The 17,592-nt window shown below is 41.6% G+C and carries 13 protein-coding genes and 1 tRNA gene; 4 read left to right on the top strand and 10 right to left on the bottom strand.

All coding sequences use genetic code 11. The features are described 5' to 3' along the window. Positions 1 to 149 precede the first annotated feature (149 nt). The 4 genes from B9N78_RS13410 (at position 150) to B9N78_RS13395 (ending at position 7,252) form a co-directional block, all read left to right on the top strand. Positions 150 to 716, top strand: a complete 567-nt coding sequence (locus tag B9N78_RS13410; protein ID WP_085103117.1) for a flavodoxin family protein — start codon at positions 150 to 152, stop codon at positions 714 to 716. 589 nt (positions 717 to 1,305) lie between these two features. After that, positions 1,306 to 2,505, top strand: coding sequence for a tyrosine-type recombinase/integrase (locus B9N78_RS13405; RefSeq protein WP_170921426.1), 1,200 nt, complete (start codon positions 1,306 to 1,308; stop codon positions 2,503 to 2,505). 112 nt (positions 2,506 to 2,617) lie between these two features. After that, positions 2,618 to 4,822 (top strand): hypothetical protein, encoded by a 2,205-nt coding sequence (locus B9N78_RS13400; RefSeq protein WP_085103113.1) that lies wholly within the window; start codon positions 2,618 to 2,620, stop codon positions 4,820 to 4,822. Positions 4,823 to 5,164: 342 nt separating this feature from the next. After that, entirely contained in the window at positions 5,165 to 7,252 is a 2,088-nt protein-coding gene (locus tag B9N78_RS13395) for a hypothetical protein (RefSeq protein WP_085103111.1), read from the top strand. On the opposite strand, the gene B9N78_RS13390 is transcribed toward B9N78_RS13395, so the two are convergent. The 10 genes from B9N78_RS13390 to B9N78_RS13340 all read right to left on the bottom strand — a co-directional run bounded on the left by B9N78_RS13390 (position 7,244) and on the right by B9N78_RS13340 (position 17,379). Further along, positions 7,244 to 7,609 (bottom strand): ribbon-helix-helix protein, CopG family, encoded by a 366-nt coding sequence (locus B9N78_RS13390; protein WP_085103109.1) that lies wholly within the window; start codon positions 7,607 to 7,609, stop codon positions 7,244 to 7,246. The two genes, B9N78_RS13395 and B9N78_RS13390, sit on opposite strands and share 9 nt — an antisense overlap. Positions 7,610 to 8,078: 469 nt before the next feature. Then, a complete protein-coding gene (locus tag B9N78_RS13385) occupies positions 8,079 to 8,426 on the bottom strand; it encodes a hypothetical protein (RefSeq protein WP_085103107.1) in 348 nt (115 codons plus the stop codon). Then, positions 8,419 to 9,399, bottom strand: a complete 981-nt coding sequence (locus tag B9N78_RS13380; protein WP_085103105.1) for a hypothetical protein — start codon at positions 9,397 to 9,399, stop codon at positions 8,419 to 8,421. The genes B9N78_RS13385 and B9N78_RS13380 overlap by 8 nt, the downstream gene beginning before the upstream one ends. After that, positions 9,386 to 9,637, bottom strand: a complete 252-nt coding sequence (locus B9N78_RS13375) for a hypothetical protein (RefSeq protein ID WP_085103103.1) — start codon at positions 9,635 to 9,637, stop codon at positions 9,386 to 9,388. Before B9N78_RS13375 ends, B9N78_RS13380 begins: the two co-directional genes overlap by 14 nt. A gap of 461 nt (positions 9,638 to 10,098) precedes the next feature. Then, positions 10,099 to 10,174: transfer RNA gene (locus tag B9N78_RS13370), tRNA-Thr, on the bottom strand. 131 nt (positions 10,175 to 10,305) lie between these two features. Next, entirely contained in the window at positions 10,306 to 11,229 is a 924-nt protein-coding gene (locus B9N78_RS13365; protein ID WP_085103101.1) for a formate dehydrogenase accessory protein FdhE, read from the bottom strand. A gap of 63 nt (positions 11,230 to 11,292) precedes the next feature. After that, positions 11,293 to 12,033, bottom strand: coding sequence for a 4Fe-4S dicluster domain-containing protein (locus tag B9N78_RS13360; protein WP_085103099.1), 741 nt, complete (start codon positions 12,031 to 12,033; stop codon positions 11,293 to 11,295). 47 nt (positions 12,034 to 12,080) lie between these two features. Continuing rightward, positions 12,081 to 15,119, bottom strand: coding sequence for a formate dehydrogenase-N subunit alpha (gene fdnG, locus B9N78_RS13355; protein ID WP_137982544.1), 3,039 nt, complete (start codon positions 15,117 to 15,119; stop codon positions 12,081 to 12,083). Between the two features lie 141 nt (positions 15,120 to 15,260). Continuing rightward, the gene (locus B9N78_RS13345; protein ID WP_085103093.1) at positions 15,261 to 15,680 is read right to left on the bottom strand and encodes a winged helix-turn-helix domain-containing protein; all 420 of its coding nucleotides are present in this window, start codon (positions 15,678 to 15,680) and stop codon (positions 15,261 to 15,263) included. Between the two features lie 10 nt (positions 15,681 to 15,690). Then, positions 15,691 to 17,379, bottom strand: a complete 1,689-nt coding sequence (locus B9N78_RS13340) for an FmdE family protein (protein WP_085103091.1) — start codon at positions 17,377 to 17,379, stop codon at positions 15,691 to 15,693. Positions 17,380 to 17,592 lie beyond the last annotated feature (213 nt).

Raw genomic sequence — 17,592 nt, 5'->3', positions numbered from 1 at the left:
AATGGCAAAATTTCTAAGGTATTAAATGGAGACAATACACTGAAAGCATATCTGTTAAAAGAAACCACTAACATCAACGCCTTCATTATCGATGGGTTGAGTGATTGATCCAAGAACCCACAAGAACAATTTACAATAGGAGAAGCAAGATGGAAATAGTATCACTTTTAGGTAGTCCACGAAAAAAAGGGAACTCCACTCAAATGGCTGAGATCGTAGCCTCCGCTCTTGAAGATAAAGGCAACAGGGTGACCAGGTATTTTCTGAATAGCTTAGATTTCAGAGGCTGTCAGGCCTGTGGAGCCTGTAAGAATAAAAGCGAAATATGTATCCTTAAGGATGACCTTACACCCGTTCTGGATGCGGTGAAAAAGGCTGATGTAATAATGATGGCAACTCCTGTGTACTGGGGCGACATCTCTGCCCAACTGAAAAAGTTTATCGACAGAACCTACTCATACCTCATGCCAGATTTTGCAGAAAAAGAGGTTAAACACCGGCTTCCAAGGGGTAAAAAATTGGTTTTTATACAATCCCAAGGGGGACCGGAAGAGATGTTCACCGAACTATTTGATCGATATAATACTTTTTTTGAAATGCTGAACTTTTTTGAAGAAACACATGTCCTACGCGGGGGCGAATTAAACGAATTAGGAGCATTGAAGTCGAGAGAAGATCTGATACAGGATGCTATGGCAATTGCTGAAAAACTATGATTTCTATATTGTTCAGCAAAGAATGTCGGGTTGGCGAACGGACTGCTTCGCCAACTAACGAACACAACTGTAATATAAAAAACCACAGGTAGATTTGAAATGAAGTACACAGGACCAATAATTAGGCCTCTGAACTGCTCTATAGATGACGGACACAGCCCGAGAGGTTAAGGTCAGCTCATGCAGGCGAAACGCTCATGAGTAATCAAAAGTATTCAGAAGAATTTAAGAAGTCTGCCGTTAAACTAGCTTCTGATCTAAGATATTCTTTCAATTCGATTCTGGTTTATAAGCTTGAGATTTGCGTACACCTCCACTTTTCACCCCAAACAAAAAAGCCTCACAACGTGATAACACACTGTGAGGCTTAATCTTTACTGGAGCCAACGATCAGAGTTGAACTGACGACCTACTGATTACGAATCATTACCAACACCATTCCCTCAGTTTCCTACCAGCTCCATAAATTCGTTTGTTTAAAAGCAATAAATGAGATATACACTTCCTACATCGACCAACTCTATCCCCACCCTTCCCACTCAAAGTGGGGACAAAAATGGGGACAGATGCACATTCAAAGGAAGCCAAAATGACGAAATGGATAAACGTAAAAGATGAGCTCGGTAAAAATTGCGGAGTGCGCTACAGAAAGCATGAAACCCGCAAACACGGAGTAATAGCCGATAAATATTACACTATCCGCTTTCAGGTAAATGGTAAGCGAATTGAAGAAGCATATGGATGGGCTTCCAGTGGAATCAGCGAGAAAATGGCTATAGCTAAAGCCGCAGAACTAAAAGCCAAGGCTCGGGCAGGTGATCAAAGCTATCGCCTTCAGCATGAGCGAGAAGCTGTTAAACAGATAGAGCTTGAAGAATCACAAAAAGGCTCGGTTGATAGACTTTTTAGAACTTATATCGAAGACCTTAAAAGCCATGGTAAGAAATCTTGGAAAGAAGTCGAACGGGCCTTACTCACGGGCAAATATGCCGCAGTTGAAACACTTGGCAGAAATATTAAAGCAAAAGACATAACATCTAAACAGCTCCAATCCTTACTTAAGGAAACATACAGGCGTGGCCCTTCTATGGCCTCCCACCTTCGTGTATATCTTCATAGCGCATTCAACTTTGGAATAATGCGAGAACACGACTACACACGTTCGGCTCAGGATGTCACATTTGATCTTGTCGCAAATCCTGTTGCGGCTATCCCTAAAGATTCAAAATCTGAAAAAATCGTTAACAGAGTCCTAACACCTGAAGAATTAAAAATTGTCTGGCATGAAGCAAACCAGCCAGCAATACAATTGATATTAGCAACAGGTGGGCAACGAGTAATGGAGGTTCTACATGCACAACGCACAGAGTTCGACCTTGACGCAGGGTTATGGACTATCCCCGCTGAGAGGGTGAAAAATGGACGTGAGCATGTTGTTCCGCTCACAGATATGGCAAAAGAAATAGTTTCAGCCAACAAGTCAAAATATCTTCATCTATTCCCCAATGCGACACGCCTAAGCGATCCGCGCGAACTTCCAAGCCTTGGCAGAGCAATTACACGGTTTTGCAAACGGGTAGAAATGGAGCACTGGACCCCGCGCGACCTGCGCAGAACAGTCCGAACCATGCTAGCTGACAAGCAAGTTCCTAGCTACCTGCTCAACATTCATTTCAATCATGGAAAACAGGAAGTCGGGGAAAAGCATTATGACAGGTCTTTGCATTTAGCTGAAAAATTGGAGGTTATGGGGGTCTGGGAGAAAGAACTTATTGGGTCAGCATTTTAACAGCACTATAAAAAAACCTCCAATATAAACTCTGAAATAAGTCTAAGGCATTGCTAGCCATCCAATCTTGTTATAACTATAGCGGTTACATAAAAACTATAACCACTTAGTTATGACAGACGAAAAACAAAAAACAAAAAAATCACCGGAAATATGGAAAGCTAAAGCTTGGAACAAATGGCATTGGCTTCAATACCATGTTAGCATCGCTACAAATAAATACGCTTCAAAAACATTCTTAACAGTCCTTGTTATTACTTATATATCCACTTTTGCTTTACTTCCGCACTTCGGACTGTTCTGTAACGAGTTTTTCTCAAATAGTTTTAACTCCCTAACCGATTTATTTCTATCTCTAGGATGCGCCTTGCTGGGATCTTCTGCAATAGCCTTCTCGTTTATGATGTTTGCTATGCAAGTTAACATTGAGCGGCTTCCGCACGGGCTTTTCCATAAGTTCAGCTCGGACAGAAAGCTACTATTCTATTTAACTGGATCTCTTGGACTCGCTATCTCGATCGCTTCACTATCGATGATCCCAGCCTCGCCATGGGCAACTTTTGCAGTAGCAAATTCAGCCATAGGAACAACCGCAATATTTGTCTTTTTTCTGTGTGGATACAAACGAGCACTTTATTTAATAAACCCATCTAAGCAATTAGAAATTATTCTTAATAATACTCAAAAAGGATTTCAAACTTGGAAAAAAAGAAGTGAGAGAGCGAGGCCCTTATTTTCTTTGACTGAAAACAATTCATCTGTAGATATTCCTCTAAGAGCGTATTTCGATATACATAGCTTCTGGACAAGAGAAGCTGTTACAGCATGCAACCACGCCATAGCCTTTGCCAATAAATACAGCGCAAGAGGCGATTACGAAGTTTCTAATATGGCATTAGAATGCATTGCTTTTATTAACATTGAATATGTTGAAACCAAAGCTTCAACTTTTTTTTCAAGTAATCTTCTTTTTCACAACGACAACAGCCAAGATACTTTTATTCGACATACTTTAGAGCTGTTGAGGAAGCACATCGCAACAGGAATATTTAACAAAGATGAAAGACATATAGAACAAACCTTGTTGACTTTAAAATCCGTTTCTCACATATACTTGTCAATCAAGTATCCCTCAAACCGCGACTTGAAAACACATGCCAATCTCGCCTGTGGATACTTAGAAAGATCTATAATGAACGTAGTGCCACTTGGCATGGATGATGTTGTAATGAACGGACTTAGAGACATTGGAGATCTTTCAAGAGAATATTCATTACAATCTCAACCTAATGATTTAGTAAAATTTGCAGAAATAATATGCAAAATATCTCTAACTAGAATGAGATCACCAGACTCATTGCCTGTAGTTCAAATCGCTAGCGAACAACTTTCAAAACTTACCCTAAATGCACTTTATAACATCAAAGAAGATACATCATACTTATTTGCACAGATATCTTATAGTTCTTTTTTGCTCACCAGTGCCGTTTTAAAAAATATTCCTGACTATCCACTTTTAAACAACCACGGCAGTTATTTAAGCGCCTTGTATTCACCTATGAACACTCAAGGCTTCATGTATCTATTTCTTGAGTTAACAGCAGAACTATCACGACAAGAAAGTGAGTTTATTGATAGCAGCGAGTATCATTTTTGGAACATTCTTGAATGGTTAAAGTCAATCCAAGACAATCACATTAAAACATTTAATCAAGCAGCCAGCTCCCAGTTGCCAATTTGTACAGAATTAACAATGTGGACAACTTCAATAATTAAAGGGCTTATCAACCTAACAAAATCACCTCACTGCCCAGAAGAACTAGTTCTTGAACTTAATGGAAATATTGTTGGCCTATCTAGGGCTTTCATTTGCACAGAAGGAAGCAAGGAAATATTTTCACACCTTGAAACCAACAGTATTACCAGTAATATTTTTTCTTGTTGCCAATATGCATGGCAAAAAGCCAATTCAGAACTATCGGAACAACTGCAAGAGATACTTTTTGAATGGACAAAGAAGGCTGGCAAATATGAAACAGGATTGGGAATTGCTAGTAGAGGGATTCTTGGAATGTGCGCTTTCGTTATTGCCACAGAGAATCAAGCTTTCTTTGAAAAGACAAAGGAACAAATTAAATCTCTAGCTGAATCTTTCCCAGATAACATCAAAAACTCAGCAATTAACGATTTGTCGGAAGCCATCTCTCCTGTTGCGAATCATAGATATTCTCGCTCTGAAATTGAAATAGCTCTTAACGACTTAGACCGAGAAAAGAAAAACAATTTACTGCGTGAAGCTATAGAAATTTTGAGCTAAAGATATTCAGTTGTTGTTAAAATTATGCCTAAAAATTGTCTTAATTTTAAAAGAAAAAATGCTATGTCAAAAATCAAATTTTCAACTTTCCCACGTACGCAAGCTCCTCCATCATTTTTAAAAAGGCATAAACATCTTTAAGGTCACCAAGACGACATTTTTGCGGCAGTATCTTATTCTCACCCTTTAGACAAACAACCGACTATTTTCTTTTTAATGATTAAATTGGAACATATTAATATATTAACTTAATTAACAGATAGTCTTGATTTCGTACCCGCAAATATATATGCAAAGCTATTAGTTTTTATATCAGCCTTGGTTTTAAGGAGAGTTTCCCACATGGATGACCATCTTCGCCTAGCGGCATTAGCTGTGTTTCGAGAATTATTTGAAGAACAAAAAAACTTATATGACATACTCCAAGAATTTATAGTTGAAATAATTTTTTCACAAAAATTATATTCAATTTCCTCCACTACAATTACTGCCGAGTTAGCCAAGAATTTTGGAATCCGTGTTCCTGAAGCTGTGGTGAAATCAGCGCTAATTTCCCTTTCTAAAAAGAATGACTACTGCTCAAAACAAGGAAAGGACGAATTTACAATTGAACATAATCCAAATGGAAAGGCTTCAGAAATTAATACAAGATACACTGAGAGACAAGCGACAAATGAAGCGATTTTTGATCGCCTTATCACCTATATAAACAACAAAACAAAGCAACCACTTTCCACTTTGCAGGAAAAGGATGCAATCAGCTCATTTTGTGCTTTCCTGCTTAATGAGAAAAATGGCGAAAAATACTCCGAATACATTAGCTCATTCATACTAAGCAATGAAAATGACCAACAATTCTTGAATGAGCTAAATGAAATACGTGAAGGTGTAATTTTATACTCAGGACTCACTTACAATGACAAACCGTTAGAAGCTAAGCGCTGGAAAAGCAGTCTAACCTTATTTCTTGATCAAGAAATCCTCTTTCATTGTTACGGGTTAAACGGTGAGCTTTTCAAATCTTACTTCGAGGATTTCTACAGTTTTGTGAAAGAGATAAACAGTATGGGGAAAGGAAAATTTATCAAACTGCGATTTTTCCCTGAAACGAAAGACGAAGTGGACTCATTCTTTTCATATGCTATGCTTGTTGTTAGAAATAAAATGCCCCTGCGCCCCGACAATTCTGCGATGAAAGCAATAGTAAATGGATGCCAAAATACAAGCGACGTTATTGAAAAACGCACTAAATTTTATCACTATTTAAATACGATCGGTATCTGTATTGATGACAGCTTTATTTTTGATAAATCCAAATACTCCCATAATATTCTTTCAGAAGAAATAACAAACACAATAGTTGAAGACTTTTGGAAAGAACCCTCTATAGAAAATCCTAATGAAGACGATTCTAGAAAAAATAAATTTAAAGAAAAAATAAACAGCTCTTTGACTATCCTTAATAAAATTCACTGCCTCCGGGGAGAGTCCCATTCTAAAAATTTCTACAACGTTAAATATCATTTTTTGACTGGAACAGAATTAACTTTAAAAACAGCTTGGCACGAGTTAGTAAAAGGTTCTGAATCCGTACCACTAGCCAATTATCTTGATTGGGTGACCAATAAATTCTGGTTTAAACTAAATAAAGGATTTGAAAAAAATATTTTCCCTACATCGTCTCACGTGTTGGCCAAAGCACGGGTAGTTTTTTCTACTATTTTTAACAGAAATCTTGGAACACAATATGATATGCTTCTAGAAAAACATGAAAAGGGAGAACTAACTAAAGGATTAGTTCAGGAAATCATCTTTGATTTAGTTGAACAGACCGTCAATCCAGAAGAAGTAAATGCACAATCAATTGACTTAAACCTAGAGTTACTACAAAGAGATTCGCTTGAATACTATAGAACAGAAAAAGAAGCTGAAAGGATACGACAAGAAAAGCAATACGAAGAGAAAAAACGCCTACTCCAAGAGCAAAGACAGGATAGAGAAAAAATTGAAGAATTAACAACAGCCCTTCAAAACGAACTAACTAACAAAAAAATAACTGCAAGGGATAAAGATCTGGCTAACCTTGAAAATCATAAGTCGAAAGCTGACAAGCAGTGCACCATATGTTGCTATGGACTTGTATTTATTATTGTATCTGCATTTTTAACACTATGCTATGGAGTCCATATATACTTCCAAAGCATAAATTGGAACACTCTTGAGCCGCAACTTGCTGAATATAAAATATATGTCGAATTAATCGCATTACTAATAACTGGACTTGGAATCACAATACTCAGTCCAGTTGGACTAAAGGATAAAATCCAATCTGCAATTCGACAAAAAATCTACACTCACCATGGAGTCTGCCTAAACAAGATTTGCGAACTCAAGAAACAAAAAAAACTTCTCATGCAAAGCTTAAAGTAAGGCACCCCGAATCTCCAACCCAACACCCTGCATACGCTTAATCGTCTCACAAAACAGCTTTCGAAGCTCTTCATGACTTTTTGCAAGACCATCTCTATCAAGCTTGCCTGACTCGTTTAGAACGTAGCTAATTTGATTCAAGTTACCACCTATTCGACTACTCTCCTGCATCCACTGCATAATTTGAGTATGTCTTTCTGTGAGAGCCTTCTGTGCAACGGGACTTATCCCTTGTAAATTGTATCGAACCATATCTCTCACAAGTTGAGATATAGTGGTCTTCTCTTTTTTGGCTCTTTTCTTAAGCTGTTCAGACAGCTTTGAATCTAATCTGAATATGATTCTCTCATCCTTCATTTCTTACTCCTTTTTCTTAGCAGGGGCCCTTTAGGGAAAGCTTAGACGAAACCCTCGGGGTTGAGTCCATCTCGATGCAATCGAGACAGGCGAAAGCGAAGCTGAGGCATTTTGTCTGACAAAATGCGTATCCTGCCTCCTACTTTTTCCCCTATTTTTATATATAAAAAACCACTTAATTTTTGAAAAACCACAGTTCTCAACATTTACCCAGACCACTCAAACAATAACACTCTAATATAATTAACTTAAACCGATAGATATTCATAAGTGCTCAAAACGTAGGGACAGCTCATATCGCTGTAGGGACATCATTTTATGCTGTAGGGGCCTTAATTTTCGGTGTAGGGGGCCTGTTTTAGGGCGTGGGGACATCTTCTATACCCGTAGGGGCCTTTTAATTATAGAAAATAGGCATAATCACAAAAAAGGAGCACTGAAAGAATCAGCACTCCTTTTTGACTACCAGCTAGAGCATTTCTTCCTCCGAATAACATTTCTTCCAACGATAGTATTTATCGAGTTCGATTCTCCACCAATATTTATGCTTACTTGAAAGGAGGGTATACGCGGTTATGAATAAATGCCGATCGCTTTCAAAATCTAGCCGCAGGAGTGCATAATATCTTTGCGCTGCTGGACTTAGTTTGATGCGCGTGGTCTTCAAATCCTTATCCAGATAATCTGGAACCTTCGGAAGATTAGGTATTTTTTCAAAAAGATAATACATTGCCCCGCTGGACTCCGCGATCATCTCTTTGTCGCGTAGATGTTCCGGCAGATCTACGAAAATGGTAATACTTTTACGCTCAGTCATTACCACCTCCTTTCTGCCCATAAATGTTCGTATCCCAATAGTGCCGTAAGTATCTTGTGGAAGGCGTGTTGGTTTTTTGAAGTATTGCTTCTCTCTCCTCGTCTGAAAGATCATGCAGCCAGATTTCATATAAGGCATCAATTTTCCGCTTCTTTGCCTCTTTAACGGCTCTCAATTGCTCTTCAACTTCATCAGCAGCTTGCTCTTCAGCTGTTTTGAACCCTTCAGGCTTACTTAGCCTCCCCGCGCGTAAAAGGACTTGAAAGATATAACCAAGGGTCTTTTCAACAGGCTTACCCTTACTATCTTTGAATCCCCCATTTTCAATTTCATAATTAACATACTCTAAAGACATCAGCAGCATGTTAAGATGCTCGCCGTACTTGTCTCTTTTATCGACAATTTGTCGCAGTTGGTCAGTTCCAAATCCAATTCCTGCAACAGAAGGATATTTGCTTTTAATTTCTTCATCAGTCACTGCGAGAATTTTCAAAGCCTCTTCAGAGTAAGTAGATTTATTAAAACTACTTACTATACTAGACTGGAAACCCGTAACGGTTGCGAGTGCAACTGACGCCTCATTCAAAATATAATTCTGATAATGGTTGCAAATTGGCTTCAAGTTAATCTCAAGCCCTTGAAAACGTCCGTCCCGAATTTTCCTTTTCGTCAGGAACCCTTCATACGCAAATTTTGTTAATATTCTCTGCACAGTATCAACACTAACACCTGTTGCGTAATGAATATCAATACACCTTACTTTGAAGCATGACCCAATACCGTATTCCCTGATCAGAAAAGAAAGGACCGCATTCATATTTTTGGTGAGGCTAGTAAAAACAGATTTCAGAGAGACTCTATTTGCTCCGTCAACCGCGCCGCGATTCGCCGCGGCAATTGCAGCAGCATTAACGGTTGACGAGGCGTTAGCACCGCCATTTGCACCGACCAATTTAAGCTTACCTTGAGACATGGCCTTCCCCCTTTTCAATGGCAAAACTTCTTGCACTCAACCATGAAAGTAGTTCTTCGGTTCGATAGGCAACTCTACCACTTACTTTCACTCGGGGAGGCCCTTCACCAAGGCTGTCCAGATTGGCAAGACTCTTAGAGGATATAATCCCACCAAGAAACCTTTCAACATGACTACGGCTGATAATGGGAGGTAATTTTTCTGCTAAATCAATAAGAGAGGTTTGAACTTTTACCATACTATTTCCTTTCGCTAAATCCCTTAACGTGACTTCTCTGTTATTAAGGGATGTTTTTAACAATTGAGGCGAAACAAAAATCTTTAAGATGTGAACAATTGCAATATTCTTTTTAGTACATCTAAGACTTTTGATTTACCCAAATGCCCCTGCCATGCATTAGTGGGAACACCTTAAACATACTTTTAAGTTTAAAACAATAAGTTCAATTAAAACAAAGCTTGCATTATTTTAACAAATTATTTTTACGTCTTTAAAAATGAATAAAGGAATTAAGACATGATTTCTGCGACAGTTATTATCTGTTCTTTGTAGTTACAGATAAAACATCTATTTCGGGAGTATATGAAGAAGCACAAACGAGTAACAAAGGACAATAATGGGGACAAAAATGGGGATAAACTATATTTTAGATAAAACAAAAGGGCTTACACTTTACATGTAAACCCTTGATTTGCTTATGGAGCCAACGATCAGAGTTGAACTGACGACCTACTGATTACGAATCAGTTGCTCTACCAACTGAGCTACGTTGGCACTCATTTGAAAAACTGAATATACTGGGAATTAGTCACGGTCAAGCCTTGCTGCATTGTGATCTGTACTTTTCTACAACACTGCTATTGTTCAGACTGTTATATAAACCATTACTTATTAGAAAGAATTGGTCAAAGTACATTCCAAGGCGTTTGAGCCATAGGTGTGAAATTTTCTTCCTGTGCTTTAATATCCAAATAAACCAGCCCAAGCGGTGCTATCCGGGCATCCGGCATTTCGGAAAGCTCGCGAGTATCAATAGTTACAAAATAATGTTTGCAATTATCACAAATATCAACACGCTCTGTTTTGCGCTCATCGGATTGTAGGTACCTTAGTTTCGAATAATCCTCACTTTCACACCATGGGCAAATATTTCGTTTAATGCGCCACTGGTGATCACAGCAGGAACAATGCATCCAGCGTTGACCGCCATGTCCGGCCATATACTCGGCATTCTCCGTCAGCTGCTTCTTAAGAAGTGCAATATCTGGAAAAGATCCGCATATAGGGCAATACCCCTTGCTCCACTGCATTTTTTCAATCTTGGCTATGGCTTCATCCTTCAGGCGGGTCATGAAAGGTTTTATTGCAAGCGATGCCAGCATCAACAAAACTGAGCCATCAAGATTTGATTTTTTCGCGACACTTTCAATTATTTCGTTATCTTCTTCCCACACAGCTTTTGCAAGCTCATTCATATCGGCACGGCCTTGCAAGTCAGCTCTGATCATACTTACTCTTTCAGCAAGCGCAGGCATTCCTTCCGCCACAGCAACGCTGGTCGCCCAAAAAACGTCTGCATAGTAATCTTCAAAGTTAGGCATATCCATATCTGAAAAAAGGGGTACCCCCTGCTCAAAGCGCAAAGCATCTGCTTCCGGGATGGTGAAATTATTCCATTTTTCTATTAACTTACATCCATCTTCCTGTGCCATCGCAATCGGACCGAAGGCATCAAAAATATTTTTCAAAGCGGGAGTCTGTTCACGTAAAGCAAGGAGCCCTGTTCGAACATCATGCTTATTGGATGGAGTGGATTGATTTTTTTTCATGGGAATCTGGTCCTGCTTTAAAACGAGACCCGGATAAATCCGGGTCTCGGGTTATAAAGACAACTATCCGAAGATACGCTTTGCCGGTTTTGTCAGACCTGCAAGAAAATTCTTGCGGGTCATGCCCTTACCGACTCCTGTGTCTGAATTATCAGCCGTCACAAACTCATAGTAGAGTTCCGGCTTATCCATGACCAGATAGATCACGTTAACATCGTCCGCATCAACAATTGAGGCTCTCGGGTAGTCTTTTTTTACTTTCACAAGAGTTTTCTCCGCCAATGCGAGCATCTCTTCACGATCACCGAAGTTCATTGTTCCGGTAGGACAAGTCTTTACACACATAGGTATAAGACCTGCCTGTTGACGATCAATACACATATCACACTTCATCATCATTCCAGTGCCGGAATTACGGCGCGGGACATTGTAAGGACAAGCTTCGGTGATTTCGTCGCACTGTGCTTCACTCAATTGCTTGCTAAGATCAGTGTATATAATTGCACCTGTTTTCTTATCCTGAACTACCGCACCTTCCACATAACCATCGGCAATTTCTTTACAAGGAGCATCAAGGCAATGACGGCATTGTTCGGGGAAGAAAAACCACTCGACTTTGCCATCGATACGATGCTCGCTAAAACGAACCAGTTTATAAGTAGAAGCGTTCAGCTCAGGTGGATTCTGATGCGAACCGCGTTGTTTTGTTTCTGTCGCAGGTAGATCGTGCCATTCCTTACAGGCTATCTGGCAACCGCGACAAGCCGTACATCTCGATGTATCGACAAAGAATGCTTTAGGCATTTTTTACTCCATATCGGACGGGTCTGCTGACCCGGCTTAGTTGCGAATTACACAAGCTCTGTGACTTTTTTCGCTTTGCGAACATTCACAAGAGAGGCCTTATACTCAGGAATAGTAGTGTTCGGATCACCTACAGCCGGAGTCAGACGGTTAGTTGCGTCACCTACTCCTTTTGTTGTCCATCCAAAACAGAACGGCATACCCACTTCGTGGATAATTCTGCCTTTGATTTTAAACGGAGTCATACGAACAGTTACCATCGCAATCGCTTCAACTTTGCCGCGAATACTTTCCACGATAACAGCATCACCGTTGGCAATACCCTTTTCTTTGGCAAGTTCAGGACTCATTTCCACATAAAGCTGAGGTTCAGCTTCCAGAAGCGGAGGAATATTACGGGTTTCACCGCCACCACACCAATGCTCTGTCATACTATAAGTAGTCAGAACTATAGGGAATCGTTTATCCCCGGGTTCTGCAAGCTTATCCATATCACTCTTAACACTCTTATAACATGGACTGCTAAGCTGTTTAGAGAATGGATGACTCTTAAGCGGAGTTTCTGCCGGTTCATAATGATCAGGCATAGGGCCGTCTTTAAGACCTGTTCCGTATAATTGTCCGTGTCCTTCCGTACGCATGATAAATGGATAACGCCCCTTACCAGTTGCATTCGGCGGCCAGCCACCGTCAGGAACATCACCTTCCCACTTCGTTCCGTTCCATTCAATAACAGCTTTCTGAGGAGCCCAAGGCTTACCGTTTGCATCAACAGATGCACGGTTATAAAGGATACGGCGGTTAACAGGCCAACACCATGCGAAGTTCGGGAATAAACCGATCTTAGCCTGCATAGGAGTCTGTTCCAGACTGCGCCGTTTTGCCTTGTTTCCACCTTCTTCAGTGTAGCTGCCGGCATAGAGCCAGTTCATGCTGGAAGTGGAACCGTCATCACCAAGAGCAACGAATGAAGGAACCTGCTGTCCTTTCTTATATTTCGTTCCTTTGAATTCAACGTCTTTGGTAAATCTGCCGTTAATTCTCTGAGCCACATCTTCGGCATCATAGTAAGAAGGCCAATCAAGAGTCAGGATAGGATCAGGGTATGCACCATCCTTGGAACTGTATAAGTCACGAACGCGGTTAATAATTTCCACGTACATTTGCCCCATACTCTTACTCTGTCCCATAGGTTCGCATGCTTTATAGTGCCACAGCAGCCAGCGACCGCTGTTACTGATGGAACCGGCTTTTTCAGCGCGCTGAGCAGAAGGAAGAAGGAAGACCTCGGTCTTATTCTTCAGAGGATCGACACCCGGGCGATGCCAGTTGTCAGATGTTTCAGTATGATGCAGTTCACCGACAACCAGCCAGTCAAGATTATCCAGCCCCTTGCGGGCTTTATTGGAATTCGGCACACTTTGAGCCGGATTGGTACCAAAAACAAACCCGCCACGGATTTGATCCTTGTACATCCGGTCGAAAATGTAGATGTAGGAATAATCTTCACCGTCATCCGCTTTAGGCAGCATCTTGTAGCCGAAACCATTCTCGGCAGTAGCATTATCGCCACGCCATGACTTGAGCAAGCTAGCCATATATTTAGGCTTATGCTGCCACCAGTTCGCACTTTGAGGATCATTGCTTACAGGCGTTGTTGCCTTGGTATAATCTTCAAAGGTCGAGAGGCTTGCTTTAGGCATAGGCAGATATCCCGGCAGGATATGCCAGAGAATGCAGTGGTCGGTAGATCCCTGAACATTCGGTTCACCGCGCAAAGCATTGATACCGCCACCCGCGACACCGATATTACCAAGAAGGAGCTGAAGCATCGCACTACTGCGAATATTCTGCACGCCGACAGTATGCTGAGTCCACCCCAGTGCATACATAATAGTTCCGGCTTTATCTTTCTTACCTGTTGCGGCAAAAGTCTTCCAGACTTTTAGGAGATTATCTTCGCTGACACCGGTTGTTTTGGAAACATTATCCAAAGTATAGCGAGAGTAATGCTTTTTAAGCATCTGGAAAACACAGCGGGGATCTTTCAAAGTAAGATCGCGCTTCGGCACACCTTTATCGTCAAGCTCAAACGCCCACTTAGATTTATCGTATGTGCGTGTTTTCGCATCGTAGCCGGAGAATAGTCCGTCTTTGAACTTGTAATCTTTCCCTACGATGAATGCAGCATTGGTGTAATTGGTAACGTACTCTTTAAAGTACAGCTTGTTGGTAAGAACATAATTGATCATACCGCACATAAACGGGATATCCGTTCCTGAACGGAGAGGGACATGAAAATCACTTCTTGCGGAGGTACGGGAAAATTTAGGGTCCACATGCATAACAGTGGCACCTTTGTCTTTGGCCCGTAAGACCCATTTAAAGGAGATAGGATGGTGCTCCGCAGCGTTACTACCGATAATCATGATAGCATCTGCGTTTTCAATATCGCACCAATGGTTTGTCATCGCACCGCGCCCGAACGACTCTGCCAGAGCCGCAACTGTTGCGCTGTGTCAGATCCTTGCCTGATGATCGAAATGCACCAGGCCGAGACCGCGCACTCCCTGATGGACTAATGCACACTCTTCGTTATCCATCTGCGAGGAACCGAGATGGAAGATGGATTCTACGCGGTTAACTTCCTGCCCTTTAGCATTGTGAGTTTTGAAGTCCGCGTCACGGGTTTTCTTAACGTTTTTAGCAATGCGATCGATAACCCAATCCCATTCTTTTTCTTCCCATTTATCGCTGTAAGGCGCGCGATATTTAGGTTTCTGCAATCTGTGATGGCTGTTGTGCATGGACAGCATTGCTGCGCCTTTTGCGCAGAGTGCGCCTTCACTGACCGGATAATCAGGGTCACCTTCGGTGCTGACAATTTTACCGTCTTTTACATGAGCGATAAAATGGCAACTGACTGCGCAGAATGGACAGATGGAGATAAACTCCTGAGATCCTTCGATCTTAAGTCCGGCGGCGTAAGCCTTGACCGGAGAAAGATCGAGCCCCATCTGGCTCAAACTGATGCTTGCCACGCCTATCCCGGCAAGCTTCATAAAGCCGCGCCGTGAAATATTCATGGAGAACCTCCTAATTTTTACCGGACAGAGAGCACCCTTGGCTGCTTTTCGCCCGATAGTTGTGTTGATTATTACACTAAAGAAGATTAGTTAAATAAAGTCAATGATTGCAATATGTTAAAAATAACACATATAATCATATCAAGATTCTCCGAAACTTTTTGAACGCCACGGGAAAATTTCGTCTGCCCGTTGTCTGGCATCGCATTCAACCTGTTTAAACCATTCGAAGAACTTATCACGCACAAGCCGCCCTGCTTCGGTTAAACGATACCCGCTGCGCCTGCATCCAATCCTCTCAATGAGCTGAAATCCGAGCACCTGTTCGGTCTGCTTAATTTTCCCCCATGCAGCTCTATACGACATTCCAAGTTCCTCAGCTGCTTTTTTCAAAGAACCACATTTTTCAATCTGATCTAAGAGTTGCAAACGACCGTACCCGAAAAACACTCCTTCATCTCCTTCAAGCCAAAGATGAAGACGTATTGTAGGACTGTGCCCATCAACGGCAGACGGATCATTCAGGTAACTAAAGTCCGGATTAGCAGTAATATCCTGCATTTCATCCTCCTTATTTTCCGAAAGGACATTTGGGGAAGGTGCAAGTTTTGCATTCCATACAATATCCGCCATCAGCGAAAGCAGTGAGGTCTTTACGAGTTAAAGTCTGCCCGGCAAGCATACGCGGCAGGACAAGATCAAGGCTGGTTGTTTTAAAGAAAAGAGCACATGCAGGAACACCTATAACCTGAACACCACCTGCACGGGCGAGCATCAGCATAGTTCCGGGCAGAACAGGCACTCCGTAATGAATATCTGTCACTCCGGCATCTCTCAATCCATGCCGGGTAACATCATCAGGATCTACAGACATTCCGGCAGTTGTAATAATCAGATCACAACCTTTATCCATCAGCGATATTGCTGCATTACGTATTTGTTCGCGGCTGTCCGGTTTAATCATTGTACAAATGACTTCACTTCCGAGTGCATGAATTTTTGCGTTAATGATTGCTTCAAACTTATCCTCAATCAATCCGTTGAAAACTTCATCTCCGGTAATGAGTAAACCGACTTTGGCTTTACGCAGCGGAGCAATTTTGAACAAAGGTTCGCCGTTCAGGACAGAAAGAGCTCTGGAAAAATTATCACGGGAAAGATAAAGAGGAATAGCTCTGGTTCCGGCAAGGCGCGTACCGGCTTTTACAAGAGATCCGCTTTTACGGGCCGCGACCATTACATCCGGTACAAAGTTGAACTGAGTCATCATTTCAAGGTTGGTAACAAGAACTCCATCCTGCTCCGCCACCAGATTAACTTTTCCTTCGCGCGGCATTCCTTCCTGAACTACACCTTCTCCGGCCATGATGCGCCCGAAGGTTTCGGCAACTTCATTTTCATGCACCCATTCACCGGCAGGAATGTCACCTTCATCAACATAAATATGATTCTTGCCGATAAGTTGTAAGCGGCACACATCTCCGGCACTGAAATTATGATCTTTGAAAAACTCAGGCCCCTTGCTGTCGCCAGGATTAATGCGGGTCATGTCATGAACGGCCTTCTTACCTTCAGCCTCGCTGATGGGAACAGATTTTAATCCATTAGGCAGATCTTCCATCTTAAACTGCCGACCGGACTCACGCTCAAGATATGGGCCTTCTCCCTGACAGGTACGACAGATAGCACCGAATGATCCGGGATACGCATCGCCGCACAACGGACAGATAGTTATGCCGCCCTTACTGCGATGACCCATTACTTCCGGCTTTATCTGAACAATCTCAATGGTGCATAAGGAAGCCCCTGCCATGCGGATTTCAGCTTGCAGTTTTTCAGTATCCTGCTCTTTTTTGGGCTTTTCCTTAAGAAACCAAGATTTAATTTCAGGCCATTCTTCAAGTTTTGAGGGGTCGACACGGACGCGCACACCCTTGCCTGTATATTTATCGTAGAGTGAAAGAGCGTAAACTCCGAGATTTTTGATCTTGAGCCAACCGTTACCGATGCTGCAAAGAGAGAGCATCTGCACAGCATCCGGCAAACACCAGGAAGTCTCGCTGATGGCATCGAAAAGTGTTCCTTCTGGAAGATGCTTGCGGGCTTCTTCCATCATATAACCACCGAGCATCAACCCGGGAGCAGGATATCCATGAAACCTCCGAGCAGCTTCATAGAACTCTTCATAAGAATATGACCCTATTGAATCGTCATGCAAATCTGTATCTGCTTTTGATGCCATGTGGATTTCAAGATTCATATGTCACTCCATAGATGAATTTTATTATGTCTAGATGAGCATAAATAGTTTTATCTATGACAAATGACAATGTAATGGCTATTGCGTTTAGTTTGGAACTAACGAGTGAGTCTTTTATTTAATGGATGGGGGATTGGCAATGGGTGAGTGGTGGAGAATGAAAGATGGGAAGAAAAAAACGGGCAAAGCAGTTCACCGGATGGCTTTGCCCGT

Origin of the sequence: Desulfovibrio gilichinskyi (genome assembly GCF_900177375.1) — a bacterium.
Lineage (GTDB): Bacteria > Desulfobacterota > Desulfovibrionia > Desulfovibrionales > Desulfovibrionaceae > Maridesulfovibrio > Maridesulfovibrio gilichinskyi.
Note: the sequence above shows the minus strand (reverse complement) of the source record. Positions and strands in the feature narration are given on the sequence as shown.